This is a genomic window from Aureimonas sp. CAS, assembly GCF_059838215.1.
Genome location: NZ_CM187563.1, coordinates 706,624 through 732,252, shown reverse-complemented (window position 1 = coordinate 732,252; position 25,629 = coordinate 706,624). Strand labels below are relative to the sequence as shown.

Annotated in this window: 22 protein-coding genes and 2 tRNA genes; 3 read left to right on the top strand and 21 right to left on the bottom strand. The window is 68.6% G+C overall.

Annotated features, from left to right (window positions below; all coding sequences use genetic code 11):
- Window positions 1–29 precede the first annotated feature (29 nt).
- From lnt to AC6R2M_RS03285, 10 genes are all read right to left on the bottom strand, one after another.
- Entirely contained in the window at window positions 30–1,220 is a 1,191-nt protein-coding gene (gene lnt / locus AC6R2M_RS03330; RefSeq protein ID WP_500487468.1) for an apolipoprotein N-acyltransferase, read from the bottom strand.
- Complete coding sequence (locus tag AC6R2M_RS03325) at window positions 1,160–1,651, bottom strand: hypothetical protein (protein ID WP_500485475.1); 492 nt, start codon at window positions 1,649–1,651, stop codon at window positions 1,160–1,162. Before AC6R2M_RS03325 ends, lnt begins: the two co-directional genes overlap by 61 nt.
- Before the next feature lie 163 nt (window positions 1,652–1,814).
- Window positions 1,815–2,852 (bottom strand): hemolysin family protein, encoded by a 1,038-nt coding sequence (locus AC6R2M_RS03320; protein WP_500485473.1) that lies wholly within the window; start codon window positions 2,850–2,852, stop codon window positions 1,815–1,817.
- A 14-nt stretch (window positions 2,853–2,866) separates the two neighbouring features.
- Window positions 2,867–3,418, bottom strand: coding sequence for an rRNA maturation RNase YbeY (gene ybeY / locus AC6R2M_RS03315; RefSeq protein ID WP_500485471.1), 552 nt, complete (start codon window positions 3,416–3,418; stop codon window positions 2,867–2,869).
- Window positions 3,415–4,458, bottom strand: coding sequence for a PhoH family protein (locus AC6R2M_RS03310; RefSeq protein ID WP_500485469.1), 1,044 nt, complete (start codon window positions 4,456–4,458; stop codon window positions 3,415–3,417). Before AC6R2M_RS03310 ends, ybeY begins: the two co-directional genes overlap by 4 nt.
- On the bottom strand, window positions 4,455–5,885 hold the full coding sequence (miaB, locus tag AC6R2M_RS03305) for a tRNA (N6-isopentenyl adenosine(37)-C2)-methylthiotransferase MiaB (RefSeq protein ID WP_500485467.1): 1,431 nt from the start codon (window positions 5,883–5,885) through the stop codon (window positions 4,455–4,457). The genes AC6R2M_RS03310 and miaB overlap by 4 nt, the downstream gene beginning before the upstream one ends.
- Window positions 5,886–5,978: 93 nt before the next feature.
- Complete coding sequence (olsA, locus tag AC6R2M_RS03300) at window positions 5,979–6,770, bottom strand: lyso-ornithine lipid O-acyltransferase (RefSeq protein WP_500485465.1); 792 nt, start codon at window positions 6,768–6,770, stop codon at window positions 5,979–5,981.
- A 16-nt stretch (window positions 6,771–6,786) separates the two neighbouring features.
- Window positions 6,787–7,311 (bottom strand): GNAT family N-acetyltransferase, encoded by a 525-nt coding sequence (locus AC6R2M_RS03295; RefSeq protein ID WP_500485463.1) that lies wholly within the window; start codon window positions 7,309–7,311, stop codon window positions 6,787–6,789.
- A 128-nt stretch (window positions 7,312–7,439) separates the two neighbouring features.
- Entirely contained in the window at window positions 7,440–8,141 is a 702-nt protein-coding gene (tsaB, locus tag AC6R2M_RS03290; protein WP_500485461.1) for a tRNA (adenosine(37)-N6)-threonylcarbamoyltransferase complex dimerization subunit type 1 TsaB, read from the bottom strand.
- Window positions 8,142–8,152: 11 nt separating this feature from the next.
- Entirely contained in the window at window positions 8,153–8,728 is a 576-nt protein-coding gene (locus AC6R2M_RS03285) for a NifU family protein (RefSeq protein ID WP_500485459.1), read from the bottom strand.
- Between the two features lie 223 nt (window positions 8,729–8,951).
- Here AC6R2M_RS03285 and bluB point away from each other — a divergent pair, with 223 nt between their 5' ends.
- The gene (bluB, locus tag AC6R2M_RS03280) at window positions 8,952–9,584 is read left to right on the top strand and encodes a 5,6-dimethylbenzimidazole synthase (RefSeq protein WP_500485457.1); all 633 of its coding nucleotides are present in this window, start codon (window positions 8,952–8,954) and stop codon (window positions 9,582–9,584) included.
- A gap of 15 nt (window positions 9,585–9,599) precedes the next feature.
- Here the strand turns inward: bluB and AC6R2M_RS03275 are convergent, their stop codons facing one another.
- The 5 genes from AC6R2M_RS03275 to mutS all read right to left on the bottom strand — a co-directional run bounded on the left by AC6R2M_RS03275 (window position 9,600) and on the right by mutS (window position 18,468).
- Window positions 9,600–10,091: a universal stress protein gene (locus AC6R2M_RS03275; protein WP_500485455.1), complete on the bottom strand. Its 492-nt coding sequence runs from the start codon at window positions 10,089–10,091 to the stop codon at window positions 9,600–9,602.
- A 37-nt stretch (window positions 10,092–10,128) separates the two neighbouring features.
- The gene (gene trpS, locus AC6R2M_RS03270; protein ID WP_500485453.1) at window positions 10,129–11,196 is read right to left on the bottom strand and encodes a tryptophan--tRNA ligase; all 1,068 of its coding nucleotides are present in this window, start codon (window positions 11,194–11,196) and stop codon (window positions 10,129–10,131) included.
- Between the two features lie 83 nt (window positions 11,197–11,279).
- Window positions 11,280–12,887, bottom strand: a complete 1,608-nt coding sequence (gene murJ, locus AC6R2M_RS03265) for a murein biosynthesis integral membrane protein MurJ (protein ID WP_500485451.1) — start codon at window positions 12,885–12,887, stop codon at window positions 11,280–11,282.
- Window positions 12,888–12,889: 2 nt separating this feature from the next.
- Complete coding sequence (locus tag AC6R2M_RS03260) at window positions 12,890–15,721, bottom strand: [protein-PII] uridylyltransferase (RefSeq protein WP_500485449.1); 2,832 nt, start codon at window positions 15,719–15,721, stop codon at window positions 12,890–12,892.
- A gap of 65 nt (window positions 15,722–15,786) precedes the next feature.
- Window positions 15,787–18,468, bottom strand: coding sequence for a DNA mismatch repair protein MutS (mutS, locus tag AC6R2M_RS03255; protein WP_500485447.1), 2,682 nt, complete (start codon window positions 18,466–18,468; stop codon window positions 15,787–15,789).
- 269 nt (window positions 18,469–18,737) lie between these two features.
- Between mutS and AC6R2M_RS03250 the strand changes: the two genes are divergently transcribed.
- Entirely contained in the window at window positions 18,738–19,034 is a 297-nt protein-coding gene (locus AC6R2M_RS03250) for a DUF1236 domain-containing protein (protein ID WP_500485445.1), read from the top strand.
- A 103-nt stretch (window positions 19,035–19,137) separates the two neighbouring features.
- Here the strand turns inward: AC6R2M_RS03250 and AC6R2M_RS03245 are convergent.
- The 3 genes from AC6R2M_RS03245 to AC6R2M_RS03235 all read right to left on the bottom strand — a co-directional run bounded on the left by AC6R2M_RS03245 (window position 19,138) and on the right by AC6R2M_RS03235 (window position 20,803).
- Window positions 19,138–19,213: transfer RNA gene (locus AC6R2M_RS03245), tRNA-Trp, on the bottom strand.
- 69 nt (window positions 19,214–19,282) lie between these two features.
- Window positions 19,283–20,104, bottom strand: coding sequence for a 3-deoxy-manno-octulosonate cytidylyltransferase (locus AC6R2M_RS03240; protein ID WP_500485443.1), 822 nt, complete (start codon window positions 20,102–20,104; stop codon window positions 19,283–19,285).
- 3 nt (window positions 20,105–20,107) lie between these two features.
- On the bottom strand, window positions 20,108–20,803 hold the full coding sequence (locus tag AC6R2M_RS03235; RefSeq protein ID WP_500485441.1) for a glycosyltransferase: 696 nt from the start codon (window positions 20,801–20,803) through the stop codon (window positions 20,108–20,110).
- 140 nt (window positions 20,804–20,943) lie between these two features.
- Between AC6R2M_RS03235 and AC6R2M_RS03230 the strand changes: the two genes are divergently transcribed.
- Complete coding sequence (locus AC6R2M_RS03230; RefSeq protein ID WP_500485439.1) at window positions 20,944–21,981, top strand: glycosyltransferase family 2 protein; 1,038 nt, start codon at window positions 20,944–20,946, stop codon at window positions 21,979–21,981.
- A 145-nt stretch (window positions 21,982–22,126) separates the two neighbouring features.
- Here the strand turns inward: AC6R2M_RS03230 and tuf are convergent, their stop codons facing one another.
- From tuf to AC6R2M_RS03215, 3 genes are all read right to left on the bottom strand, one after another.
- Window positions 22,127–23,302: an elongation factor Tu gene (gene tuf / locus AC6R2M_RS03225; protein ID WP_500481422.1), complete on the bottom strand. Its 1,176-nt coding sequence runs from the start codon at window positions 23,300–23,302 to the stop codon at window positions 22,127–22,129.
- A 117-nt stretch (window positions 23,303–23,419) separates the two neighbouring features.
- Complete coding sequence (locus AC6R2M_RS03220) at window positions 23,420–24,640, bottom strand: OpgC family protein (protein WP_500485437.1); 1,221 nt, start codon at window positions 24,638–24,640, stop codon at window positions 23,420–23,422.
- Window positions 24,641–24,984: 344 nt separating this feature from the next.
- A tRNA-Sec gene (locus AC6R2M_RS03215) sits at window positions 24,985–25,080 on the bottom strand.
- Window positions 25,081–25,629 lie beyond the last annotated feature (549 nt).

The following is a 25,629-nucleotide window of genomic DNA, read 5'->3' as shown; positions in this document are numbered from 1 at the left end:
ATGAATTCATCCGCATCTGCAAAAGTCGGTCAAGAGTTTTTGCGATCAGCGCTTGTAAAATTCCTCTTCTGACGTCCACCGGCGCGAAATGTGACGGCCGTGCCCGCCACCAGAGCGAGAGCGAGGAAAAAGGGAAGGTTGCGCAGGCGCGAGAAGACCGTCGGCTCTGCGGCCGCTGGCAGGGGCGAGCGGACCACGCCCGTAAGGCCGAGATCGAGACCAGCGATCTCGCGTCCGGTCGCGTCGGTGACGAAGGAGATTCCGGTGTTCGCGGCCCGGACGAGCGGCAGCCCGAAGGTCACCGCGCTCGCCTGGGCATGCCGTGCATGCTGATAGGGGCCGGGAGTCCGCCCGTACCAGGCGTCGTTCGTGACGTTGAGGAGGAAGCCGGGTCTTTCGCTTTCGACGCCGGAGACCTCGATCTCGTCCTGGAAGATGATCTCGTAGCAGACGAGAGACAGGAAGGAGGCGCCGAAGGGAAGCGTGACGGGACTGCGATCCGCACCGGCCGTGAAGCCACCGGGAAGCTGCGTCAGCTGGCTGATGCCGAGCGACTCCAGTTCCGCCTGGAACGGCAGATACTCGCCGAAGGGGACGAGATGCACCTTGTCGCGCGCGTCCGCGATCGTCCCGTCCTCGCCGATCACGAGAAGGGAGTTGTAGAAGAGGCGTTCGGTTCCGCGCTCGCCCTCCGCGCGCGCGGCCCCGGCCAGCAGGGTCTCGCCCGGAACGAAAGTGTCCGCCAGCCGCGCGATCGCGTCCGGCTGATCGGTGAGGATGAAGGGGAAGGCCGATTCCGGCCAGACGACGAGCGTCTCGGCCGCCTCTTCGCCGGTCCGGTCGGCCGAGAGCTCCAGATGCCGGGCGAAGATGCGCTCGGCCTCCTCCGCGTCCCACTTCTGGGACTGGAGAATGTTCGGCTGGACGATCCGCAGATCCACGTCCGCGACATATCCGGGCGAGGGCTGCGACAGGCGGTAGGCGCCGTAGCCGAGATGCCCGACGGCCAAGATCAGCGCCAGCGCGGCGACGCTCGTTCGGCCACGGCCCTGTCCGACGACCATGGCGGGCGCCGTGAAGACGATGACGGCGGCGAGCGTCAGCCCGTGCAGGCCGACGAGCGACAGGCTCTGCATCGCGAGCGGCGTCGGGGCCGCCATCATGCCGATCTCGTTCCAGGGAAAGCCGGTGAGAAGATGCGCCCGCGCGAACTCCGCCAGCGAGAAGGCGGCCGCCAGCGCCAGAATGCGCCCTCCCCCTCGCTCCAGAAGAGGCGGGCGAGGGCGGCGGCGGCGGCATGATAGAAGGCGAGAACCGCGGGAAGCCCCAGAACGGCGAAGGGCAGCGCCCACCAGAACTCGGCCGCATCCACCAGGATGGCCGCCCCGAGCCACCACAGCCCGCCCAGGAAATAGCCAAAGCCGAAGAACCAGCCGACGCCGAAGGCCGGCGCGAGCCGCTTCAACGGGCCGCGACCGGGCTCGCCGACCGCTCCGTCGATCAGCCAGACCAGGATCGGGAAGCTGACGAACCCGACGAGCGGCACGTCGTAGGGCGCCAGCGCGAAGGTGGCGATCAGGCCGGCGATAAAGGCGAGGACCGCCCGCCTCCAACCGTCGAGCAGAATGATCCGACCGGCTATGGACTGCATCGTCACCCCTCGCTGCGATATTCGCCGGGGCATACGGGTTCGGGCGCACGGGAGCAACGCCGGGCGAGGCCTGGAACCGCGCCGCTCGAAAGCATGCGCCAGGCGGATCGAAGGCGAAGGGCATACGGGGCGAGCCTCCATTCGGCCGCCCCGCGCTCCATTCTCAGTTCAGATGGCCGGGCGTCTCGTCGGTCGCTGCCGGCCGGCGGACGAGCCTGACGCGCTTCACGCGCCGCGAGTCGGCCTCGACGACTTCGAGCCGGAAGCCCGGGACCGTCTCGACCGTCTCGCCCGGCGCGGGAATCCGGCCGAGTTCGGTCACGACGAGCCCGCCGATCGTGTCGGCGACGTCCTCATAGGCCGCGATCTCGAAATCGTCGCCGACGAGCGCGCGAACGTCCTCGAGCTCGGTGCGGGCGTCGGCGAGATAGACGCCGTCCTTCTCCTGCACGACGAGGTTCTCGTCGAAATCGTGCTCGTCCTCGATGTCGCCGACGATGATCTCGATGAGGTCTTCGAGGGAGACGAGACCGTCGGTGCCGCCATACTCGTCGATCACCAGCGCGATCTGGATGCGCGTCGCCTGCATTCGCGCCATGAGGTCGGCCGCGGGCATGGAGGGCGGCACGAACAGCACCTTGCGCACGAGCCCGAGCTCTTCGATCGACGGGCTGAGATCGACCTTGCCGAGATCGAGCGTGGCGTCCGTCCCGTCGATGGTCGCGGCGGCGGCACGGGTGATGTGGCCGAGCGCGTCGCGGATGTGGATCATGCCCTTCGGGTCGTCGAGGCCGTCGTCATAGACGGGCATGCGCGAATGGCCGGTCTCCTCGAAGCGGCGCATCGCCTGGCCGAGGCTCGCCTTCTGTTCGATGCCCTCGATTTTCGAACGGGGCACCATCGCGTCTTCGACGCGCAATTCGTTCATGCCGAGGAGATTGGTCAGCATGCGCTGTTCGTGCGCGCTGAAACCGGCCTCGGTGCCCTGCGTCTGCGCCAGGGCCTCGACGAAGCGCTGTCGCAGGGGGGCGGCCGTGCGCGGCTTCAGCATCTGGACGATCTGCTCGAAGAAGCCCGGCTCGCTGGCGCGTTCCGCCGGCCTCGGACTTCGATCGTCCTGCGGATTGCCGCCTAGAGAGGGGTCGCCGTCGGGCGATTGCGGATCGGGCCCGTGCGAGCCCCCGCTGTCACTCCTGCTCATCATACTGTCCATCGTCATGCATCTTGCGGTTGCGCCGTGTCATCGTCCCCCGCGGCGCGATAGGGATCGTCGATCGAAAGATCGGAAAGGATCAAGGTCTCCAGCCGTTCCATACGCTCGGCGGAGTCGTCGTCGAGATGGTCGTGGCCAAGAAGGTGGAGGAAGCCGTGGACGAGGAGATGCGTCGCATGGTCGACGCCGCTCTTTCCCTCCGCCTCGGCTTCCACCCGGCATGTGCCGAGGGCGAGCACCAGATCGCCCATCAGGGGTCCCGGCCGCTCGCCGGGCTCGATCGGCCGCATCGGGAAGGACAGGACGTTGGTCGCCTTGTCCCTCTCGCGCCATTCGGCGTTCAGGGCCCGAACGGATTCGTCGTCGGTCAGCGTCACGCCGATCTCGCTCGCGAGATCGCCGGGCAAGCCCGCACGCCGGCCGGCCGCCTCCAGGGCGCGCCGCACGATGGCCTGTGCATCGGGACCCAGAACGTCCGACCACCCCTCGTCCCCGACCTCCAGCAGGATGTCGAGGCCCGGGAAGGCCGTGTCCGGTTGTGGGCCGTCGCTCATTCGGGCGTCGCCAGGACGACGGGACGCTGGCGCGTCGCGTCGCTCTCATAGGCTTCCACGATCGCCTGCACGAGGCGGTGGCGCACCACGTCCTTGGATTCGAAGCGCACCGTCACGATGCCGGACACGCCGTCGAGCACCCGCAGCGCCTCCACGAGGCCGGACTTCTGGCCCGGCGGAAGGTCGACCTGCGACGGATCGCCCGTGACGATCATCCGGGCGTTTTCGCCCAGACGCGTCAGGAACATCTTCATCTGCATCGTCGTCGTGTTCTGCGCCTCGTCGAGGATGACGGCGGCGTTGGCGAGCGTGCGTCCCCGCATGAAGGCGAGCGGGGCGACCTCGATCGCCCCGGCGGTGAGCGCGCGCTCGACCTTCTCGGCGGGGATCATGTCGTAGAGCGCGTCGTAGAGCGGCCGAAGATAGGGATCGACCTTCTCCTTCATGTCGCCCGGCAGGAAGCCCAGGCGCTCGCCCGCCTCGACGGCGGGACGCGAGAGGATGATCCGCTCCACCTGTCCGCGCTCCAGAAGCTGGGCGGCGTGGGCGACGGCGAGATAGGTCTTGCCGGTGCCCGCCGGACCGACGCCGAAGACGAGCTCGGCGCGCTCCATCGCGCGGACATAGGCGTCCTGTGTCGGCGTGCGGGCGTGGATGGTCTTCTTGCGGGTGGAGATGGCGGCGAGCGACATCCGGCCCTTCTTCTCCATGGTCGGCAGGACGAGCTGATCGTCCTGGGCCACCGCCATGCGGATCGCGCCCTCCACGTCGGAGGCCTGGATCTCGTGGCGGGCCTGGAGGCGACCGTAGAGATAGTCCAGCGCCCGGCGGCCCTGCTCGGAGGCGACGGGGTCGCCGCGCAGCTCCACCTTGTTGCCGCGGGCGCGCGCGTCGATCCCGAGCCGCTGCTCCAGAAGCGCCAGATGCTCGTCGAACTGGCCGAAGAGAGCGCCCGCCAGACGATTGTCCTCGAAGGACATCTCGATGTGAGCCATGTCGGAGGCGCCCGAGACGGGCGAGGTTCCGCGAACCGCCTTCATGCGATCTTCCTCAAGGGCGACCTGTCCGCAAGCCGATCTTCATGGTCCGCCCCGTCCGCCATCAGCGAATTGGGGAGGCTCTTCTCGATCCGCACCGTCGCGATGTCCCCGATAGCGCCGGCGGAAGACGGAACGGTGACGGCCAGAAGGTAGGGCGAACGGCCGATCATCTGGCCGGGATGACGTCCCGGCTTCTCGATCAAGACGTCCTGTTCGCGTCCGACGAAGCTCTCCTGGAAGGCCTGCGTCTGATCGCGCAGGAGGCCCTGGAGCCTTTGAAGGCGCTCGCTCTTCACGGCTTCCGAGACGTGGCCGTCCATGCTCGCGGCGGGCGTTCCGGGCCGAGCCGAATATTTGAACGAATAGGCGGCGGCGTAGGAGACGTCCGAGACGATCCGCATCGTCGCCTCGAAGTCCTCGTCGCTCTCGCCGGGAAAGCCGACGATGAAGTCGCCCGAGAGCGCGATGTCCGGCCGCGCCTCGCGGATGCGGTCGAGAAGCCGCAGATAGTCGCTGGCCGTGTGGCGGCGGTTCATCGCCTTCAGGACCGCATCCGAGCCCGACTGAACGGGCAGATGAAGATAAGGCATGAGCGCCCGCAGATCGCCGTGCGCCTCGATCAGCGCATCGTCCATGTCGCGCGGATGCGAGGTCGTGTAGCGCAGGCGCGCGATGCCGGGGATGGCTGCGATCTCGTACAGCAGACCCGCGAGCCCAATTCGTCCGCCTTTGGCGTCCTCTCCGTCCCAGGCGTTCACGTTCTGGCCGAGCAGCGTGATCTCGCGCACGCCGGCATCGGCGAGCCGACGCGCCTCCTCGACGATCGCCGCGCGCGGCCTCGAGACCTCGGCGCCTCGCGTGTAGGGCACGACGCAGAAGGTGCAGAATTTGTCGCAGCCCTCCTGCACGGACAGGAACGCCGTGACCCCGCGCGAGCGGATCTGATTGGCGGCCGGCTTGGCGAGCCGGTCGAACTTGTCCTCGGTCGCATAGTCCGTGTCGACGACGCGTTCGCCGAGCGCCACGCGCTTCAAGGCGTCCGGCAGCCGGTGATAGGTCTGCGGCCCCACGACGAGATCGACGACCGGTGCGCGCTCGACGATCTCGGAGCCCTCCGCCTGCGCCACGCAGCCGGCGATGCCGACCGTCAGGCTGCGCCCCTCGGCGGCGCGCTCGGCCTTCAGCTCTCGAATGCGCCCGAGCTCGGAATAGACCTTCTCGGCCGCCCGCTCGCGGATGTGGCAGGTGTTGAGGAGAACGAGGTCGGCGTCCTCGATACTGTCGGTCGCGGAATAGCCTTCGCTCGCCAGCGCATCACCCATGCGCTGGGAGTCGTAGACGTTCATCTGACAGCCATAGGTCTTGATGAAGACTTTGCGGGCGTTCGGGCCGGCGACGTTCGAAACTGCGGTCTGTCCCTTGATCATCACGTCCGGGTTGGCTGGCGGGCGATCGGCCCAATATCGGCTTCCAAGCGCTCCGGCGCAAGCATGTCGTTCGTTCGCCCCCAAGCGAAGCGCTCAGCTCCGCGGATGAAGGCTCGTCCGGAGGCTGTCGGCGACGGCCCGCTCGCAGGCGAGAGCCAGCGCCTTCCTGTCGTCCGCCGCCGCAAAGCGGAGCGGCTCGCAGAAGACGATCCTGGCGTCGAACGCCCCGTCCCGCAGGATCGAAAGCAGATGGGGCTCGAACGCCTGATCCCCGATCCAGGTCACCTTCGCGCGCCCCGCACGCCCCATCGGCAGGCCGTGGTGACGCGTGTAGGCCAGGCTCACAGGCTGCACGACGATCTCCTCGCGCCCCGACAGCTTGAGCGCGGCCTCGGCGGCGGCGAAGAGCGCGGACTTGAAGGGCAGGACATGGTTGCCGTCAGAGGTCGTGCCTTCGGCGAAGAGGACCAGCGTCTCGCCGCCGTCGAGCCGACGCGCGATCTGCTCCACCTGGCCGCGAACGTCCCGCCGCCGCTCGCGGTCTATGAAGATCGTCCGGTGCAGCCGCGCGAGGACGCCGAAGATCGGCCAGCGGCGGACGTCCGACTTCGCCACGAAGGAGGCTTCGAGAACGCTGCCGAGAACGAGAATGTCGAGCCAGGACTGGTGATTGGCCGCCAGGAGCAGCGGCCTTCCCTCGCTCGGCGCGCCCTCGATCTCGACGCGGAATCCGACGAGGGCGACCGCCCCCCTGTGCCAGAGCCGCGGCAGGACCGACCGTGCCCGTCCGGCGAAGGGCATCGCGAGCAATTGCAGCGGCAGGAGCACGGCCGTCAGGGCCGTGAGGCCGAGCGCGATCCACGCGACGCGGAGATGGCCGATCACGGAAGAGGACGTCCGGTCAGGCGAGCGAGCGCTTGAGAATCAGCGCTGCGGTCCGCTGGCCGTTCTCGCCCGCATAATAGGCCGGGCGCCGCCCGACCTCCTCGAAGCGCAGGCGCTTGTAAAGCGCGAGCGCGGGCCGGTTCTCCTCCTCCACTTCCAGGAAGAGGGAGGTCGCCCTTTCGCGATGGAGACGCTGGAGCACCTGATCCATCAGCATGCGTCCGACACCCCGGCCGCGCTGGGCCCGGTCGACGACGATGGTCAGAATCTCCGCCTCGTCCGCCGCCAGCCGCGCCAGCACGATCCCGAGCGGCGCGGCCCGGGACGCTCCGGGCCGGCGGACCAGAAAGCCGAAGACGCCGTCCTGCGAAAGCAGCGCGGCGAAATCGTCGCCCGTCCAGCCCTCCCGGAAGGCGGCGGCATGAAGATCGGCGGCCGCATCGGCGTCACGCGTGGTGAGTTCGTCCGCCACGGGCGCGGACAGTCCGAGGAATTCGTCCCAGAGCGCGAAACCCCAGTTGAACGGCAGCAACCAGTACATGGAAGCCCCTCCCCTCCGGCCGCGCGAGCCGGCCATCGAACTCGATCCTCAGGCGGGAGGAGCGCGCCGTTGCGCACGCTTCACTCCGCTCTCGCGAGCCTGGATCAAAGCCCGGCGGCGCGCGAACTTCAAGTCGCGTGAACGAGTTTGGGCGCCGCCGAGGGCTTGGCGTCGGCCTGGCGAAGATAGAGGGGTCGCACGGGGCCACCGGGCGCGCGCGCATCGGCGATCCTTGCCACCGATTCGATCGAGGCTTCCGCGCGATCCGCGACGATGCGGGCATTCGGGAGCCGCTCGGCTGCGATCCGCGCCCCGCTTCCGACGATGGAAAGAGCGCCGGCCTGCGACGCTTCCACGAACGCGCCGAGCCCGTCCGGCGGCAGAGCCGTCGGAGCGCGCAGCGCCGAGCCGTCGGACCGGTAGAGCGCGGCGTAGAGCTCGCCCCGCCTCGCGTCCTGAACGGCGAGCACCGGACGAGCGTCCCGCAGATGGGGATGGGCCAGCGCTTCGAGGACATCGACCCCGATGGCGGGGATGCCGAGCGCGAGCGCCAGCCCGCGAACGGTGGAGACGCCGACGCGGATGCCGGTGAAGGAGCCGGGGCCGACGGCGACCGCCATGCGCGACAGATCACGATATGAGGCGTTCGCGCCCGCGAGAACCTCGTCCAGAACGCCCATCAGGCGTTCGGCGTGGCCCTTGCCGATCTCCGGCTCGGCGGCGGACAGCACCTTGGCGGATCCGGCATCGAAGACGCAGGCCGAGCAGCGCTCCCCCGTCGTGTCGACGGCGAGCAGAAGCCCGCCGGTCCCCTCGCTGCGCCCGGCCATCGTCGCGTCGATCAGGCGGCTTCCATCGCCTCGACGGCCTCGACCTCGGGCACGAAGTGGCGCAGCAGGTTCTCGATCCCGCTCTTCAGCGTGGCCGTGGAGGACGGGCAACCGGCGCAGGCGCCGCGCATGTTGAGGAACACGACGCCGTCGCGGAAGCCGCGGAAGGTGATGTCGCCGCCATCCTGCGCGACCGCCGGGCGCACCCGCGTGTCGAGAAGCTCCTTGATCGTGGAAACGATCGGCTCGTCCGCCGGCTCGAAGAACTCCTCGCCCGAATCGGTCGAGTGGTCGCGCGCCGGCCCCGCCATGACCGGACGGCCGGCGACGAAATGCTCCATCAGCCCGGCGAGGATCGCCGGCTTCAGGTGCTCCCAGGGCGTTCCGTCACGCGTGACGGTGACGAAGTCATAGCCGAAGAACACGCCCTCGACGCCGTCGATCGCGAGAAGGCGGGCGGCCAGCGGCGAGCGCGATTCCGCCTCGACCGGGTCCAGGAACTCGGCCGTGCCGGTCTCCAGCACGACGCGTCCGGGCAGGAACTTCAGCGTCTGCGGGTTCGGCGTCGTCTCGGTCTGGATGAACATGGGGCGGCCTCGCGTGCGCGGTGTCTGGGCTCTCTGGCCTGGAGATAAGCGCGCCGCGCGGGGGCCGCAAGCGAAAGCTCCCGGAGAGCGCCCTGCGTCCGTTCGGACGCACGAAGGTCGCTGTGTCTCACTGATCCAGCGCATCGGGCTTTCCGAAATCGATTTCGATTTTCGAGCCGATGCGATAGCGGGCGATCCGTCCCCCGACAGACTACAAGGCGGAATGGCCCGATTCTCAGACGACTTCCGCGACGATTTCGAGCGCCTTCTGCGCTGGCGCCGGGACGTGCGGCGCTTCACCGGCGATCCGGTCGATCCCGCCCTCCTCGCACGGCTTCTCTCGCTCGCGGACCTCGCGCCCTCGGTCGGTCTCAGCCAGCCCTGGCGCTTCGTCCTCGTGCGATCGAAGGCGCGGCGCGCGCTCGTGTCGGAGAACTTCAGGCGATCGAACGCGCAGGCGCTGGCCGAGCGCAGCGGCGAGCGGGCGGCGCTCTACGCCAGACTGAAGCTTTCCGGTCTCGACCGCGCGCCGGAGCATGTCGCCGTCTTCTGCGTGGACGACCCCGCGCAGGGCGACGGGCTCGGACGGGCCACGATGCCCGAGACCGTTCCCTATTCGGCGGCCATGGCGATCCACACGCTCTGGCTCGCGTCACGGGCGGCCGGACTCGGGCTCGGCTGGGTGTCGATCCTCGATCCGGCGCCGTTGAACGCAGATCTCGACGTGCCGCGCGACTGGCGCTTCGTCGCCTATCTCTGCCTCGGCCATCCGGAGACGGAAGGCGAGACGCCCGAACTGGAAAGGGCCGGATGGGAGGCGCGGAGCGATCCGGCTGGTCGCGTCATCGAGCGGTAGTGCGAGGACACGCCGTCAGGCGAGGCTCTCGATGTCTTCGTCGGAGAGCGAGCCCGGCACGATCGTGACCGGAATGGCGAAGGGATTGGAGCGCCCGGCGACGGCCGAGACGAGCGGGCCAGGGCCCTCGCTCGACACCGAGGTGGCGAGGACGAGGATCGCGATCTCGCGGTCCGACTCGATCAGCGCCTGAATCTCCTCCTCGGCCTTGCCCTCGCGCACGACGGTCTCCGGCTCGACGCCGATGGCCTCGCGCAGCTCGTCGGCGATGCGGGCGAGGCGCGTTTCGGCCTCCTCCCTCGCCTCGGCGCGCATGATCTCCTCGACGCCCAGCCAGTGCTGGAAGTCGCCGGGCGCGATCACATAGAGGAACACCGCGGCGCCGCCGCTCGCCTGCGCGCGGGCGGCGGCATAGCGCGCGGCCCGCCCGCATTCGGGCGTCTCGTCGATGATGGCGAGGAATTTGCGCTTGCCGCCTTCGCTGCGGCCGAGACGTCTTGAGACCATGGCGGGAAGATGGCGGGCGCGGACCCGGCGCGCAAGCTCAATCGTCGAGCAGGCCGACGATCTCCTTTGCCTGGGCCAGCGTCACCGACGCGATCTCGCGGGCGCGGTTTCCGCCGTCCCGCAAGGTGCGGTCGACCTCGGCGGGGTCGGCGAGGATGCGGCGCATCTCGCCGGCGATCGGCCCCACCGTCTCCACGGCCAGATCGGCGAGCGCCGGCTTGAACTCCGAGAAGGCCCTGCCGCCGAACTCGCTCAGCACGTCCTGCTTGGTGCGACCCGACAGCGCGGCGTAGATGCCGACGAGATTGTCGGCCTCGGCGCGGCCCGCCAGTCCCGCGACCTCGGACGGCAGATTGTCCGAATCGGTCTTGGCCTTGCGGATCTTCTTGGCGATGGCGTCCTGATCGTCCGTCAGATTGATGCGCGAGAGGTCGGACGGGTCCGACTTCGACATCTTCTTCGATCCGTCCTTCAGGCTCATCACGCGCGTCGCCGGCCCGCCGATCAGGGGCTCGGCCAGCGGGAAGAACCCGTTCACGACCTCCTCGCCCATCTTCATCTCGACGCCGAAGCCCTTCTCGGCGATGCGGGCCGAGTAGTCGTTGTTGAACTTCGCCGCGATGTCGCGCGTCAGCTCCAGATGCTGCTTCTGGTCGTCGCCGACCGGCACATGCGTGGCACGGTAGGCGAGGATGTCGGCCGCCATCAGGCTCGGATAGGCCAGGAGGCCGAGCGAGGCGTTCTCGCGGTCCTTGCCGGCCTTGTCCTTGAACTGCGTCATCCGGTTCATCCAGCCGATGCGCGCGACGCAGTTGAAGATCCAGGCGAGCTCGGCGTGCTCCTTCACGCGGCTCTGGTTGAAGAGGATGTGCTTGTCCGTGTCGATGCCCGCCGCGATGTAGGCGGCCGCGACCTCGCGCGTCTGGCGCTGGAGCTCCTCCGGGTCCTGCCAGACGGTGATGGCGTGCAGATCGACCACGCAGAACAGGCACGGATACTGCGACTGCAGCTCCACCCAGCGGCGCACGGCGCCGAGATAGTTGCCGAGATGGAGATTCCCGGAGGGCTGCGCGCCGGAGAAGATGCGCGGTTCGAACTCGGCCATGGCGGTCATTCCTCGAAGAGTGGGGCCGGGGTGGAGACGGCCCGTCCGGTGAGCGAGGGGCTTATTGCAGCGCCCCGGCGCGATCAAGCGGCGGGGCGACGACGCTTCAGAAGGCGCGTGACGAGGCCGCGGTCCGCCGCGCCCGTCGCCAGGCACAGGACGGCGTAGACGGCCATGCCGGCCCCGACGAGGATCGCGACGCCGAAGAGCTGGGTATGAAGCCCCGCATCGGCCGCGAGCCACCCGTCGAGGACAGCGAGGAGCGCCAGAAGCGCCGCGCCCATCACCATGGAAGAGAGCAGGACGAGCGCGGAGCGCTTGACGAGCGCGCGGTCGCCCTCCCAGAGGCCGCGCCGCTTGAGCCCCCAATAGAGGAAGATCGCGTTCAGCCATCCGGCGAGCGTGGTGGCGAGCGCGATGCCCCGCTCGGCGAGGAAGTAGAAGAGGATCAGCGACAGGACGATGTTGGCGAAGGCCGAGGCGCCGGTCACGATCATCGGCGTCTTCGTGTCCTCGCGGGCAAAATAGCCGGGTGAGAAGACCTTGATGAGGACGAAGGCCGGCAGGCCCAGGGCGTAGAGGCCGAGAACGGCCGCGACCGACACGGTCTCGGCGGAGGTGAAGGCGCCGCGCTCGTAGAGGACGCGCACGATCGGCTCGGGGATCAGGAACAGCGCGACGGCGGCGGGCACGGTCAGGAACAGGGCGAATTCGAGCGCCCGGTTCTGGGTGTGCTGGGCCTCGACGAGGCGACCGCCCTTCAGGGCGCGGGAGAGTTCGGGCAGGAGCACGACGCCGATGGCGACCCCGACCATGCCGAGCGGCAGCTGATAGGGCCGGTCGGCATAGGAGAGGATCGAGACCGCGCCCGGCTGGAAGGAGGCGATGGCCTGCCCGACGAAGAGGTTGATCTGGGTGATGCCGCCGATCAGCGCGGCGGGGCCGGCGAGGACCAGGAGCCGCTTCAGGCCCGGCGTCCAGCGCGGGCGGCGCAGCGCGATGGAGAAGCCCATCGCGCGCATGGCGAGCGTCACCGCCCCGAGCTGCAGGATGCCGGCGGCGAGAACGCCCCAGCTCATCAGATAGCCGATCTCGATCGTCGCCGCGCCGACGTGCCAGCCGTAGAGCAGCACCGCGATCAGGACGAGGTTGAGCAGCGTCGGCGCGAGCGCCGCGACGAAGAAGCGACGATAGGCGTTGAGGATGCCCGCCACCATCGCCATCAGCGACATGCAGGCGAGATAGGGGAACATGATCCGCGCGAAGGCGACGGTGATGTCGAAGCGCTCCGCGCAGCTCAGCGCCTCGGCGCCCGCCGTCTCCTCCACGCAGAAGGCGAGGCCGGGCGCGATGATCGTGCTGACGAGAAAGGGCGTGAAGGCCAGCGCCACGAGCGTCAGCGCGAGGAGCACCGTGAAGAGCGTGGAGAATATCTCGGCCGCGAAGGCCCGCGCGCCGTCCTCCCCGTCCTCCTCCAGCGATCGTGCGAAGAGCGGGATGAAGGCCGCGTTGAAGGCGCCTTCGGCGAAGAGGCGCCGGAAGAGGTTGGGGAACCGGAACGCCATGTTGAAGGCGTCCGCGACCGGGCCGACGCCGAGCGCCGCCGCCATCATCATCTCGCGCACGAAGCCGAAGATGCGCGAGGCGAGCGTCGCCGCGCCGACCGTGGAGAACTTGGCGAGGAGGTTCACCTTCAGGCGCCCATGCCGAAGGCGACGGTGGACGGCATGGCCGAGGTCGAGGACACCTCCCCCTCCGCGCTTTCCAGGACAGAGAGAAGCCGCCGCTCGATGCGCTCGGCCCGGCCCTCGCCGGTCACCTTCATGCCGAGGAGGTCGGTGACGTAGAAGACGTCCACCACCTTCTCGCCATAGGTCGAGATGTGAGCGGAGCGGATGTCAAGGTTGAGGTCCGAGATCGCCCCCGTCAGGTCCGACAGGAGGCCGATGCGATCGAGCCCTTCCACTTCGAGGACCGTCAGCCGGTCCGACAAGGCGTTCGTCACGGAGACGCGCGGCGAGACGGCGAAGGAGGAGAGATCGCGCGAGCGCCGCTTGGCCAGAAGCGCCGGCACCGCCTCGCGGCCGGCGAGGAGCCCCCGGATGTTCTTGGCGATCCGCTCGGCCCGTCGCAGCTCGTCGGCATCCTCCGGGAACTCGCGGTTGACGGTGACGACGTCGAGCGCGCGGCCGTCCGTCATGGTGAAGATCTGCGCGTCGGCGATGTTGGCCCCGGCCGCCGCGCAGCCCCCGGTGATGAAGGAGAGAAGGCGCGGATGGTCGGGGGCGAGCACGGTGATCTCCGTGATGCCCCGGAACCGGTCGGTGCGCACCTCGGTGGCGAACTCGCGCGACTCGCCCGCGGCCCGCACGAAGGCGGCGTGGCGCTTCTGGTCCTCCAGCGAGACCGTGAGGAAGTAGTTCGGATACTGCCGCTCGATCGCCGCCGTCCGGTCCGCCTCCGACCAGTCGGCGAGCGCGCCGGCCAGCTCGTCCTTGGCCTGCGCGACCCGGCGTCCGCGCGGCTCCTGCGCGAAGCCGCCGGTCAGCACCGGCTCCGTCTCCATGTAGAGCGTGCGGATGAGCTGGCCCTTCCAGCCGTTCCAGACGCCGGGACCGACCGCCCGGATGTCGCAGACGGTGAGGATGGTCAGGAGCTTGAGGCGGTCCAGCGTCTGAACGCGGGTCGCAAAGTCGAGGATCGTGCGCCGGTCCGTCAGGTCGCGCTGCTGGGCGACCATCGACATGACGAGATGGTCGCGCACCAGCCAGGCGACGAGATCGGTCTCGCGCTCGTCCAGCCCGAAGCGCGGGCAGAGGTCGCGCGCGATGCGCTCGCCGGCGACGGAGTGGTCCTCCGGCCGCCCTTTCGCGATGTCGTGCAGCAGAAGCGCGACATAGAGCGGCACCCGGTCGCGGACCTGGCCGACATAGCCGCTGGTCAGCGGCAGCTCGGAGGAGAGCTGCCCGCGCTCGAGCTGCGACATGACGGCGATGGACCGCAGAAGATGCTCGTCGACCGTGTAGTGATGATACATGTTGAACTGCATCATCGCGACGATCTTGCCGAACTCCGGGATGAAGCGACCCAGCACCCCCGCCTCGTTCATGCGGCGCAGATGGAGCTCGGGGTCGCTCCGGTCCGTCAGGACGTCGAGGAAGAGCGAGTTCGCTTCCGGGTTCTCTCGCAAGGCCGCATCGACATGGCGCAGCGAGCGCCGGATGAGCTTCAACGTGTCGGGATGATACTCCAGCCCATGATGGGCCGCGAGCTGGAAGACCCGGATGAGGTTGACCGGATCGTCCTGGAACACCGACCGGCTCGTGGCGACGATCCGCGCATTGTCCACCGCGAAGGCGAGCGAGCCCGGAATCTTGCGCGAGCGCTGGCGCAGCGAGCGCACGAGGCCGCGCAGGCCCGGAGCCTCCTTGGCCTGCTGCTCCTCCAGCGCGGCGCACAGGATCCCGGTGAGGTCGCCGACGTCCTTCGCGATCAGGAAGTAGTGCTTCATGAAGCGCTCGACGTCCTTCAGCCCCGGATGGGCGTTGTAGCCGAGACGCGCCGCGATCTCCGGCTGAAGGTCGAAGGACAGGCGCTCCTCCGCCTTGCCGGTCAGGAAGTGCATGTGGCAGCGCACCGCCCACAGGAAGTCCTCCGCCTTGGCGAAGATGCGCGCCTCGCGCCGGGAGAAGACGCCGGCCGAAACGAGGTCGTCATGGCTCTGGACGCGGTAGTGGTCCTTGGCGATCCAGAACAGCGTGTGAAGATCGCGCAGGCCGCCCTTGCCCTCCTTCACGTTCGGCTCGACCAGATAGCGCGTATCGCCGAGCCGGGCGTGGCGGGCGTCGCGCTCCTCGAGCTTGGCGCGGATGAACTCGGCCGACGTGCCCTCCACGACCTCCGCCTCGAAGCGGCGTCCCAGCTCGTCGAACAGCGCCTCGTCGCCCGCGATCAACCGCCGCTCCAGGATCGAGGTGCGGATGGTGTAGTCGGTGCGCGACAGGCGGATGCACTCCTCGACCGAGCGGGTCGCGTGCCCGACCTTGAAGCCGAGATCCCACAGGAGATAGAGCAGATATTCGGCCACCTGCTCGCCGAGCGCGGTCTGCTTGTAGGGAAGCAGGAACAGGAGGTCGATGTCGGAGCCCGGCGCGAGCGTGCCGCGCCCGTAGCCGCCGACGGCCAGGATCGCCATGCGCTCGCTCGCCGAGCGATTCGAGGCGCCGAACAGGTGGGCGTGCGCGAAGTCGTGGACGGCCCGGATCAGCGCGTCCTGCAGCGCGGAGACGCGCATGGCGCAGGCGAGCCCGCCGCCGTCCTCGAACAGCATCGCCTCGGCGGCCTTGCGCCCCCTCGCGTTGGTCTCGCGCAGGAGCTGGAGCACGGCCGGGCGGGTTTCCCCGCCCCGCTCCGCGATCGCCGCGAGGGAGGCCGAAAGGGCGGCCGGATCGACGATCTCCGGCAGCCGCAGATCGACCGCCTTCTCCGCCGCCTGGGTCGCCTTCGTCGTCGCTCGTACGCTCATGCCGCGATCCATTCCGTTCGAAGGGGCGGCCTATAGCCCATTCCCGCGCGGGCGGAAACGGCCGCTCAACACGCGCCGATCGCCTTCAGGCGGTAGAGCGCCTCCAGCGCCTCGCGCGGCGTCAGCGCGTCGGGGTCGATGCCCGCGAGCGCCTCGGCCACCGGATCGGCGGCAGGCGGAGCGGCCTCGGGCTCGGGCTCGGGCTTCAGGGTCGCGAAGAGCGGCAGATCGTCGAGGAGCGCGGTGCGGCGCTCTCCCCTCTGCCCCTTCTCCAGCTGCTTGAGAACGCTGCGCGCCCGCTCCACGACGGCCGGCGGCAGGCCCGCGAGCTTGGCGACCTGGATGCCGTAGGAGCGGTCGGCGACGCCGGCCTTCACCTCGTGCAGGAAGACGACCTCGCCCTCCCACTCCTTCACCCGCATGGTCGCGTTCTTAAGCCGCGACAGCCGGGCCGACAGCGCCGTCATCTCGTGGAAGTGCGTGGCGAAGAGCGCTCTGCTGCGGTTCACCTCGTGCAGATGCTCGATGGCCGAGAAGGCGATCGAAAGCCCGTCATAGGTCGAGGTGCCCCGGCCGATCTCGTCGAGGACGACGAGCGTGCGGGGCCCGGCCTGGTTCAGGATCGCGGCCGTCTCGACCATCTCGACCATGAAGGTGGAGCGTCCCTCCGCCAGATCGTCGGAGGCGCCGACGCGGCTGAACAGGCGATCGACCACGCCGATATGGGCGCGCGTCGCCGGCACGAAGGCGCCGATCTGCGCCAGTACGGCGATCAGCGCGTTCTGCCGCAGAAAGGTCGACTTGCCGCCCATGTTCGGGCCGGTCAGGAGCCAGATGGCGCCGTTCGACGCGCCGGGCGGCGGCGAGAGGTCGCAGTCGTTGGCGACGAAGGATCCGGCCGAGGACGCCTTCAGCGCGGCCTCCACCACGGGATGGCGCCCGCACTCGATCTCGAAGGCGAGGCTGTAGTCGACGAGCGGTCGCACCCATTCCTCGCGCGCGGCCAGATCGCCGAGCCCGGCCGACAGATCGATGACCGCGATCGCCTGCGCCGCCGCCCGCAAGGGGTCGATCGCATCCAGAACGAGCGAGCGCAGGACGTCGAAGCGTTCGAGTTCGAGCCGCAGCGCCTCCGATGCGGCCGCCTCGATGCGGCTTTCCAGATCGCCGAGCTCGGTCGTCGAGAAGCGCATGGCGTTCGCCATGGTCTGGCGATGGATGAAATCGGAAAGCGCGGACAGCGTCGGTCCCTGCGCTTCGGGAACCTCGACGAAATAGCCGAGCACGTTGTTGTGACGCACCTTCAGCGATCTGACGCCCGTCTCCGCCGCATAGCGCGCCTGAAGGTCGGCGACGATCTTGCGGGAGCGGTCGCGCAGGGCCCGGGCCTCGTCGAGCGCCTCGATCGCGCCCTCCGCCACGAAGCCGCCGTCGCGCGCCTGCAGCGGCAGATCATCGGCGAGATCGCTCTCCAGGCGCGTTCGAAGGTCGTCCGGAACCGCGCCGAGACGTTCGCACGCTCCGGCCAGTTCGGCCTCGCAGTCCCGGCCGTCAAGGAGCGCACGCAGTTCGCCGGCCCGGACCAGAGTTTCGAGCACCGCGCCGAGGTCGCGCGGACCGCCGCGCCCGAGCGACAGGCGGGCGACCGCGCGCTCCAGGTCCGGCATACCCTTCAGGCATTCGCGCACCGAACCGCAGAGAGCGCGATCCTCCACGAAGAAGGAGACGCTCGCCTGCCGCTCGGCGATGGTGGCGGAATTCGTCAGAGGCTGGGCGAGCCTGCTGGCGAGAAGCCGCGAGCCGGCACCGGTCACGGTGCGGTCGATCACGGACAGGAGCGAGCCCTGGCGGCGCCCGGACAGGGTTTTGGTCAGCTCCAGGCTCGCCCGCGTCGCCGGGTCGATCAGCATCGCCTCGCCCTCGGTCAGGCGTTCGGGGCGTTGCAGCGGCGGGCGGGCGGCGAGCTGGGTCTTGCCGAGATAGGCGAGCAGTGCGGCCCCAGCCGACAGCTCCGTGCGGGTGAAGTCGCCGAAGCCGTCCAGCGAGGCGACGCCGAAGAAGCGGGACAGCCGCGCCTCGGCGGTGGCGCCGTCGAAGAGCACGGCCGGCTCGGCCCGCACAAGCCGTCCGAGCGGTTTCAGACGCGGGGCGACCTCCTCGTCCGCCGCGAGCGTGTCGGCGACGAGGATCTCGCTCGGCTCCAGGGCCAGAAGGTCGGCGACGAAGCGGTCGGGCCTCGACGAGGCGAGCCGGAACAGACCGGTGGAAAGATCGCTCCAGGCGATGGCGTATTCGGCGCTCGCGCCCGAACCGCCGGTCCGGGCGAGCGCCGCCAGATAGTTCGGGCGGCCGGGCTCGAGCAGCGTCTCCTCGGTGATGGTGCCGGGCGTGACGAGCCGGACCACGTCGCGGCGCACCACGGACTTGCCGCCGCGCTTCTTGGCCTCGGCCGGGTCCTCGATCTGCTCGCACACGGCGACGCGGTGGCCGCTGGCGATCAGCTTGTGAAGATAGTCGTCGGCGGCATGGATCGGCACACCCGCCATCGGGATGTCGTCGCCCAGATGCTTGCCGCGCTTGGTGAGCGTGATGCCGAGGATCTGCGAGGCGATGGCGGCGTCCTCGAAGAACAGCTCGTAGAAATCGCCCATGCGGTAGAACAGCAGGCAGTCGGCGTTCGCCGCCTTGATCTCGAGATACTGCGCCATCATCGGCGTGGGCGCTGCGGCGCCGGCGACGGCGCTCATCGGGGCGGGCTCATGGTGTCGAGGCGGAACGGCATCGCTCCGTCCTAATGAAAGGCGCGCGCCGTGCAAGGGCCCGGCCGGCATCGTCCACCGGCGCCGCCTTGCGATGGCCGCGAAGCGATCCGATATTGGACCGGCTCCAAGGTCCTTCATCCGGCATTCATGCCTGAAGGCGCAGAGGAGTCGCGTGACGCTGCCGGATCGGGGATGGCCTCGCGTCGAGCGTCACGGGCAAGTTTGCTGGTCTTCTTCGCGTCTGGAGATACGTCATGGGTTCGGTCAAAACCTTCGTCGCGGCGCTTTCCGCAACCCTCCTGTCCGGCGTCGTCGCAGTGGCCGCGCAGGAAGAGCAGCGCCCTGTCGTCGTGTACGACTACGCCATCGACCATCCGGTCGAGGACGCCGAGCTGCGCGGCGCCCCTTCGATCGGCGCTTCGGTGCCGCAGACCGTGGAACTCGCCACGGTCTCGGACGCGGCCGAGAGCGTCTACGGCTATTTCTACTATCAGGGACGGCCGGTCATCGTGGAGATGAGCACGCGCGCCGTGGTGCGGATCGGCAACTGAGCCGCCCGCGGCCGTCGGACGGCCTCGACCGCCCGAAGGCGTTCGACTTATACGGAGAGGCGTTGGAGGCGCCGCATCGATTTCGATGAAAGATGGGCCGGACTGGCAGGGGCAGAGGGGCTCGAACCCCCGACCTGCGGTTTTGGAGACCGCCGCTCTACCAACTGAGCTATACCCCTGCGGCGGGCGATCCAGCGGAACGCTCGGCACGGCAACGCAATAATCCGGGGCGCTCCCCGATGCAAGGGTCAAGCGGCGCCGCCGCCCTTCTCCTTCGCCGCCAATTTCGACTTCCGGGTCGCCGGGCGCAGTCCTCGAACGAAGCCGTCGAGCTTGGTCAGCGGGCGCGTCACCTTCAAAAGGCCGTCGATCGCGACCGTCGCGCCCTCCAGCCTCTCCGACAGGACCTCGGACGAGACGAGCGCGACCTCTTCGGCCTTCATCTCCGGAAAGCGCGACAGGATCGCCGGGGCGTTGCCGCCGGCCTCTTCGCCGCCGCCGCCCTGGACCATCCGCAGACGCCCCGAGCGGGCGAGAAGCCGCAGCACGATCTGCTCGAAGGTCCAGTCGTGGTCGTGGAAGAGCTTCCAGCGGGCGCTGCGCCGGGCGGTGAAGCCGCACAGAACCACGTCCGGCGCGGACGCGACGTCGAGCAGATGCAGGGCGAGAGCGAAGCCGCTCGTCGGCACGTGCGAGGGCGAATAGAACCCGTCGAACGCCTTCGACAGGTCGAGATGCGTCACCGCATGGCCGCCGAACTCGGACGGTTCGCTGAACCGCTCCGCCGCCCCGGCCTTCAGATTGACGATGCCCTTGAAGCGCGGGCCGACGAGGAAGCGCGTGACCGCCTCGACCTCGCGCCGGTAGACGATGTTCGCCCCCGCCGGGCTCGAGCGCGCCAGAAGCAGGCAGGGCCGTTCGAAGGCGCGGTCGAGAACCTTGTAGGTCTTGTTGAAGAAGACGAAGAGCGTCGATCCGTCGTCCAGCGTCTCCAGGGTGGCGACATCGACCGCGTCGCTGTTGGCGACGAGGACGATGCGGCCGTATCCTTCGAACGGATCGAGGCTCATGGTTCAGGCGCCCGCGCGCTGCTGCACGTGGAGGACGCGCTCGCGCATGGCGAACCACTCCTCGGCGTAGTCGTCGTTACGATACTCGTCGAAATACGGGCCGCCGTCCGTGAAATGCACGTTCTTGGCCGCCGGGTCGTGCTCGTACTCGTTCACGAGCCAGTTCCAGCCGGCCGGAAGCGCGCCGATCTCCTCGTCGCCGGACAGCCACTTGAACTGGTGGAGTTCGAGGCCGGAGGCCGTGTTCACGAAATCGGGCGTCAGGGCGCGGCATTTGGCATTGTTGAAGAGCATGGCGCTCGACCAGTTCTTCTTCTCGTACTTGGTCTGCACCTGCCCGAGGAACTTGGTCTCCACCTTCGGCTGGTAGTCGTGCTGGACGCACATCACCGCCTTGGTCTCGTCGCGCAGCGCCCACAGCTCGGCGATGTCGGCGCGCATCAGCATGTCGCAGTCGAGGAAGAGGCTCCAGCCCTCGTAGCCGCTGAGATAGGGCGTCAGGAAGCGCGAGAAGGAGAATTCGGTGGACTGGAGCGCGTTGCGCTCGCGGGTGAAGGTTCCCTTCAGGCTGTCGAGCGCGATCGGCACGAAGGCGACCGGCATGGAGGCGTGCTCCAGAATGCTCTGCACCAGGACGTGGTAGGCGACGACCTCCTTGGAATCGTAGCCGATGAAGACGCGGGCGACGGTTTCGGACATGATGCGGACCCCGGATTGAAGACTCGCCACGCTTTAGGAGCCGTGCGGCTTCGCCGCAAGCTTTCGACCGCGCGTCGTCGTTGCCGCGGAAGGGCACGCCGTGGCAGAACGCGCCATTCGACGGTGAGGACGATGGCGTCATGCAGTATCCGGTGGCGGACCCGAAGGCGTGGCAGTCGGTCGGGCGGCTGTCGCCCCGCGAGCGCCTCTCGCTCGGCGCGCGCGAATGCCGATACCGGCTTCGCCTGCTGCGGCGGGCCGTGCCCGAGCTGATCCCCGTGCGCCGGGTCGAGGCCCCGCTCGGCGCCGACGCGATGATCCTCGTCAGCGTCCTGAAGAACGCCGCGCGCTACCTTCCGTCCTTCCTCGCCCATTACCGGCGGCTGGGAGTCGAGCGCTTCGTCTTCGTCGACGACCGCTCCGACGACGGAACTCGGGATATCCTTCTGGAAGCGCCCGACGTCGATCTCTTCGCCTCCAACATGGATTACCGGGAGGCGAGCGGCGGGCTCGCCTGGCGCGATCTTCTCGTTCAGGTTCACGGGCGCGGGCGTTGGTACGTCTCGCTCGACTGCGACGAGTATCTCGTGTTCCCGGGCAGCGAGACCCGAAGCCTCAGGGACTTCGTCTCCGACCTTCGTCGCGCCGGACGCAAGCGGGCCCTTGCGGTCATGCTCGACATCTATCCCGAGACGCCGCTGGCACAAGCGCCCGAGCACCGGCCGGCGGAGGCCCCGCCCGAGACCATCTGCCCGCTCTTCGACGGCACCGGCTACACGATGCGCAACGAGGCGATCTGCATGGCCGTGCGCGGCGGCCCGCGCCAGCGCCTGTTCGGCACAGACATGCGCATGACGAAGTTCCCGGTTCTGCTGGTCGACGGCGCCACCCGCTTCAACGGGGTCAGCGACCACGCTCCCCTCCCCGTCTCCCGCAACTTCGCCCCCGTGAACGCCGTCCTGCTGCACTACAAGTTCTCCAACGACACGGTCGCGGAGTTCCGGCGCATGTACGAATACGGGACGCATTTCGACGGGGGCCGCTTCTATCGGCAGATGATCGAGCACGAGGCCTTCGGCGAGGGCATGGACCTGCGCTACGAGGGCTCCCTGCGCTACGCCGGGTCCGAGGATCTCGTGCGGCGCGGTTACATGCAGGATCTGCGCGGGAACGTGTGAAGCCGCGATCCGGCGGCCATGGACGCCTCGGCCTTCTGCCGACGCGGGTCGCTCCGGCGTCGCCCACCCGGACAGACAAACGAAAACGGGCCCCGAAGGGCCCGTCGTCAATTCATGTCTCTCCGGGCGTGAAGCCCGGTCGTCCTTACTCGACGATGGAGGAGACGATACCGGCACCCACGGTGCGGCCGCCCTCGCGGATGGCGAAGCGGAGCTTCTCTTCCATCGCGATCGGAACGATCAGCTTGACGTCCATCGTCACGTTGTCGCCCGGCATCACCATCTCGGTGCCCTCCGGCAGCGTCACCACGCCCGTCACGTCCGTCGTGCGGAAGTAGAACTGCGGACGGTAGTTCGTGAAGAACGGCGTGTGGCGGCCGCCCTCCTCCTTGGTCAGGATGTAGGCCTCGGCCATGAAGCGCGTGTGCGGCTTCACCGAACCCGGCTTGCACAGGACCTGGCCGCGCTCGACGCCCTCGCGGTCCACGCCGCGAACCAGCGCGCCGATGTTGTCGCCCGCCTGACCCTGGTCGAGCAGCTTGCGGAACATCTCGACGCCCGTGACGGTCGTCTTCTTCGAATCGCGGATGCCGACGATCTCGACTTCCTCGCCGACCTTCACGATGCCGCGCTCGACGCGACCCGTCACGACCGTGCCGCGGCCCGAGATCGAGAACACGTCCTCGATCGGCATCAGGAACGGCTGGTTGATCGGACGCTCCGGCGTCGGGATGTAGGCGTCGACCTGCGCCATCAGCTCGCGCACCGCGTTCTCGCCGATCTCCTTGTTGGAGTCCTCGAGAGCGGCCAGCGCCGAACCCTTCACGATCGGAACGTCGTCGCCCGGGAAGTCGTAGGACGACAGAAGCTCGCGAACCTCGAGCTCGACCAGCTCCAGGAGCTCGGCGTCGTCGACCTGGTCGACCTTGTTCAGGAACACGACCAGCGCCGGAACGCCGACCTGGCGCGCCAGAAGGATGTGCTCGCGGGTCTGCGGCATCGGGCCGTCCGCCGCCGAGCAGACCAGGATCGCGCCGTCCATCTGCGCCGCGCCCGTGATCATGTTCTTCACGTAGTCGGCGTGGCCCGGGCAGTCGACGTGGGCGTAGTGACGGTTCTCCGTCTCGTACTCGACGTGAGCCGTCGAGATCGTGATGCCGCGCGCCTTCTCCTCCGGAGCGGCGTCGATCTGGTCATACGCCCGGAACTCGCCGAAGTACTTCGTGATCGCAGCCGTCAGAGACGTCTTGCCGTGGTCGACGTGACCGATCGTCCCGATGTTCACGTGAGGCTTGTTGCGCTCGAATTTGCTCTTGGCCATGTCCGGATCTTCCTGACGCTTCTCGTTCGGTTCTCGAACTCCGGCGCGACATATAGACTGGAACCAAGGAACACAAGGGCGTGGCTGCCTCCGCGGGGCCAGCGCCGCATTTCGATCTCAACCGGCGGGGCGGCCGGCCGGCCCGGAGGATGCCGCGTCGGCCCTCGGCCCCGTGGGCGCCCCGGCGCGCCGCTCCCGCCACAGGGCCGGAAGGGCGAGCGAGGCGACCGCCAGGATCGCGATTCCCGTCTTCTCCACTTCGGAAAAGTCGTAGGTGTGGTGGTCCAGCGCGCGAACGAGATAGACCACGATCACGTGCCAGACGTAGACATGCAGCGAATGGCGGCCGATCAGCCGCAGGAAGGACAAGGTGAAGACGCCGCGCACCACGGCGGCACCGGTCCGCACCGCCTCGTTCGCGGAGCGGGGCCCGGCGATGATGAGCCACGCCACCGCATAGGCCGCCGCGGCGAAGTTGAGGAGATAGACGAGGCTGAACTCGCCGCGTCTGTCGAGCGCCGAAAAGCGCGCCCCGAGCTCTTCGGGCACCAGACCGAAAACGAAGCCCAGACGCCAGCCCATGAAGAACAGGAGCAGCGCCACACTGGCCCAAGCCAGCTCGGTGCGCTCGGGCGAGAAGGCCGCCTTCCAGTCGATCTGCCTGGTCGCGGTCAGGGCGCCGAGGACGATGCCGCCGACGAACAGGACCTGCCAGGCGAAGATGTTGAAGTGCGCCCGCAGGACGAATTCGGGGTGGACGGCGCGCATACCCTGGTCGACGAGGTGGGCCAGAGGCAGATGCAGGCCGAACTGGACGGCGGTCCAAGACAGCGCCGAGCCCACGACGACCCAGCGCCAGCGTCCGGTGATGCACAGCCAGATCAGCGGCGGGGAGACTGCCAGATACACGATGTATTGCGGCAGGATGTCCATGTAGGTCGGCTGGTAGAGCAGCGTCGCGGCAGCGACCAGAAGCAGCGTCGGCGTCTCGGCGATGCGCCACAGCCACGGCTCCCAGAAGGTGCTCGATTCGCTGAAGAGGAAGCCCAGCGCGATCACCGCCAGAATGCAGAACAGCGCCCAGCGATAGAGCTCGAAGGCGCGCCAGAGCGCCTTCGACGTTCCGGTGCCGAAGCCGCGCTTGGCCATGTGCCCGGCATAGACGAGGCCGACGAGCAGGCCCGACAGGAAGACGAAGCCCTGGGCGTCCTGAACATAGCCGAGCTCGCCGTGATTGAGCTTCACCAGGAGGTATCCGCCCGAGAAGCTCAGATGGTTCAGCATCATGAAGACGAGGAAATATCCCCGCATCCCGTCGAGAACGTCGAGGCGCTTCATGCCGACTCCATTCGCTACCGCCGCTCGGACGGCCCATGTCCCCACACCGCAACTTCGCCGACCACGGGTTCGTTCCCATGTGCGCCGCGATCCCCGTCCTGCGCGAAGGCGCCGGGACGGCCGCTGCCCGCCCTCGACTGCGGTCGACGATCGGGTCCGACGGCCGACGATGCCTCGGCAGCGGACGATGCCTGCGCGCAGGAGCACGCCGCCGCTCGATTCGTCGAGAGGGTCGGACGGGAAAGTGCCGTTCTGGTGCGGCGGACCCCGAGCGACCGGACCGAAACCTTCCGCGATTCAAGCTTCAGGAGGCGTTCGAAGCAGGCTCTGGGGAACGGCGCGGCTGGCGGAAGAGAATGGGAGTCGAACCCACCCAGGACCGGCTCGCGGCCCCACCCGGATTTGAAGTCCGGACGCCCCACCGGGGACGATTCTCTTCCAAGCCTTGCAGCTCAGGCGTTCGCGCGCTCTGCCGTTCGTCCAACTCGGGCGATCGCTACCATTTTGCCGCCGCCCACCTTCTTCCCTGGCCTTTATCGTTCGCGGGATCGCGACGTCAATCAGCTCCGCAGCGCCGGCACCCGTCCCGGCATGACGTGGCTACAGGGGCCGAGGGTCGACGAACGCCGGGAGCAAGGCGAGGGCACGCGCTGTGTCGAGAGTGGGGCGCAGCGACAGGTTCATGAGGATCGGCTGATGTCTGCGCGTGCGCCCGACGCGACACGCGGGGCAGGAGCCGCAAGGCGGAACGCGATGGCATGACGCAGGCCTTAACTTGTCAGGGACGCCGACCACCGTCGCCCTCTCGCCCGCAAGCGCTATGTCACATCGCCGATCGAGCCGATCCCAGCGGGCTTCCGCCGTTCGCGCAGGACCGGCACACTGGACATTGGACAAACCGATATGAACGCCTTTTCCAGGCTTCTCACGCTCGCCACCTTTTCCACCGTGCTCACGGCGTGTTCGACCGTGCCCGACGTTCCGCCTTC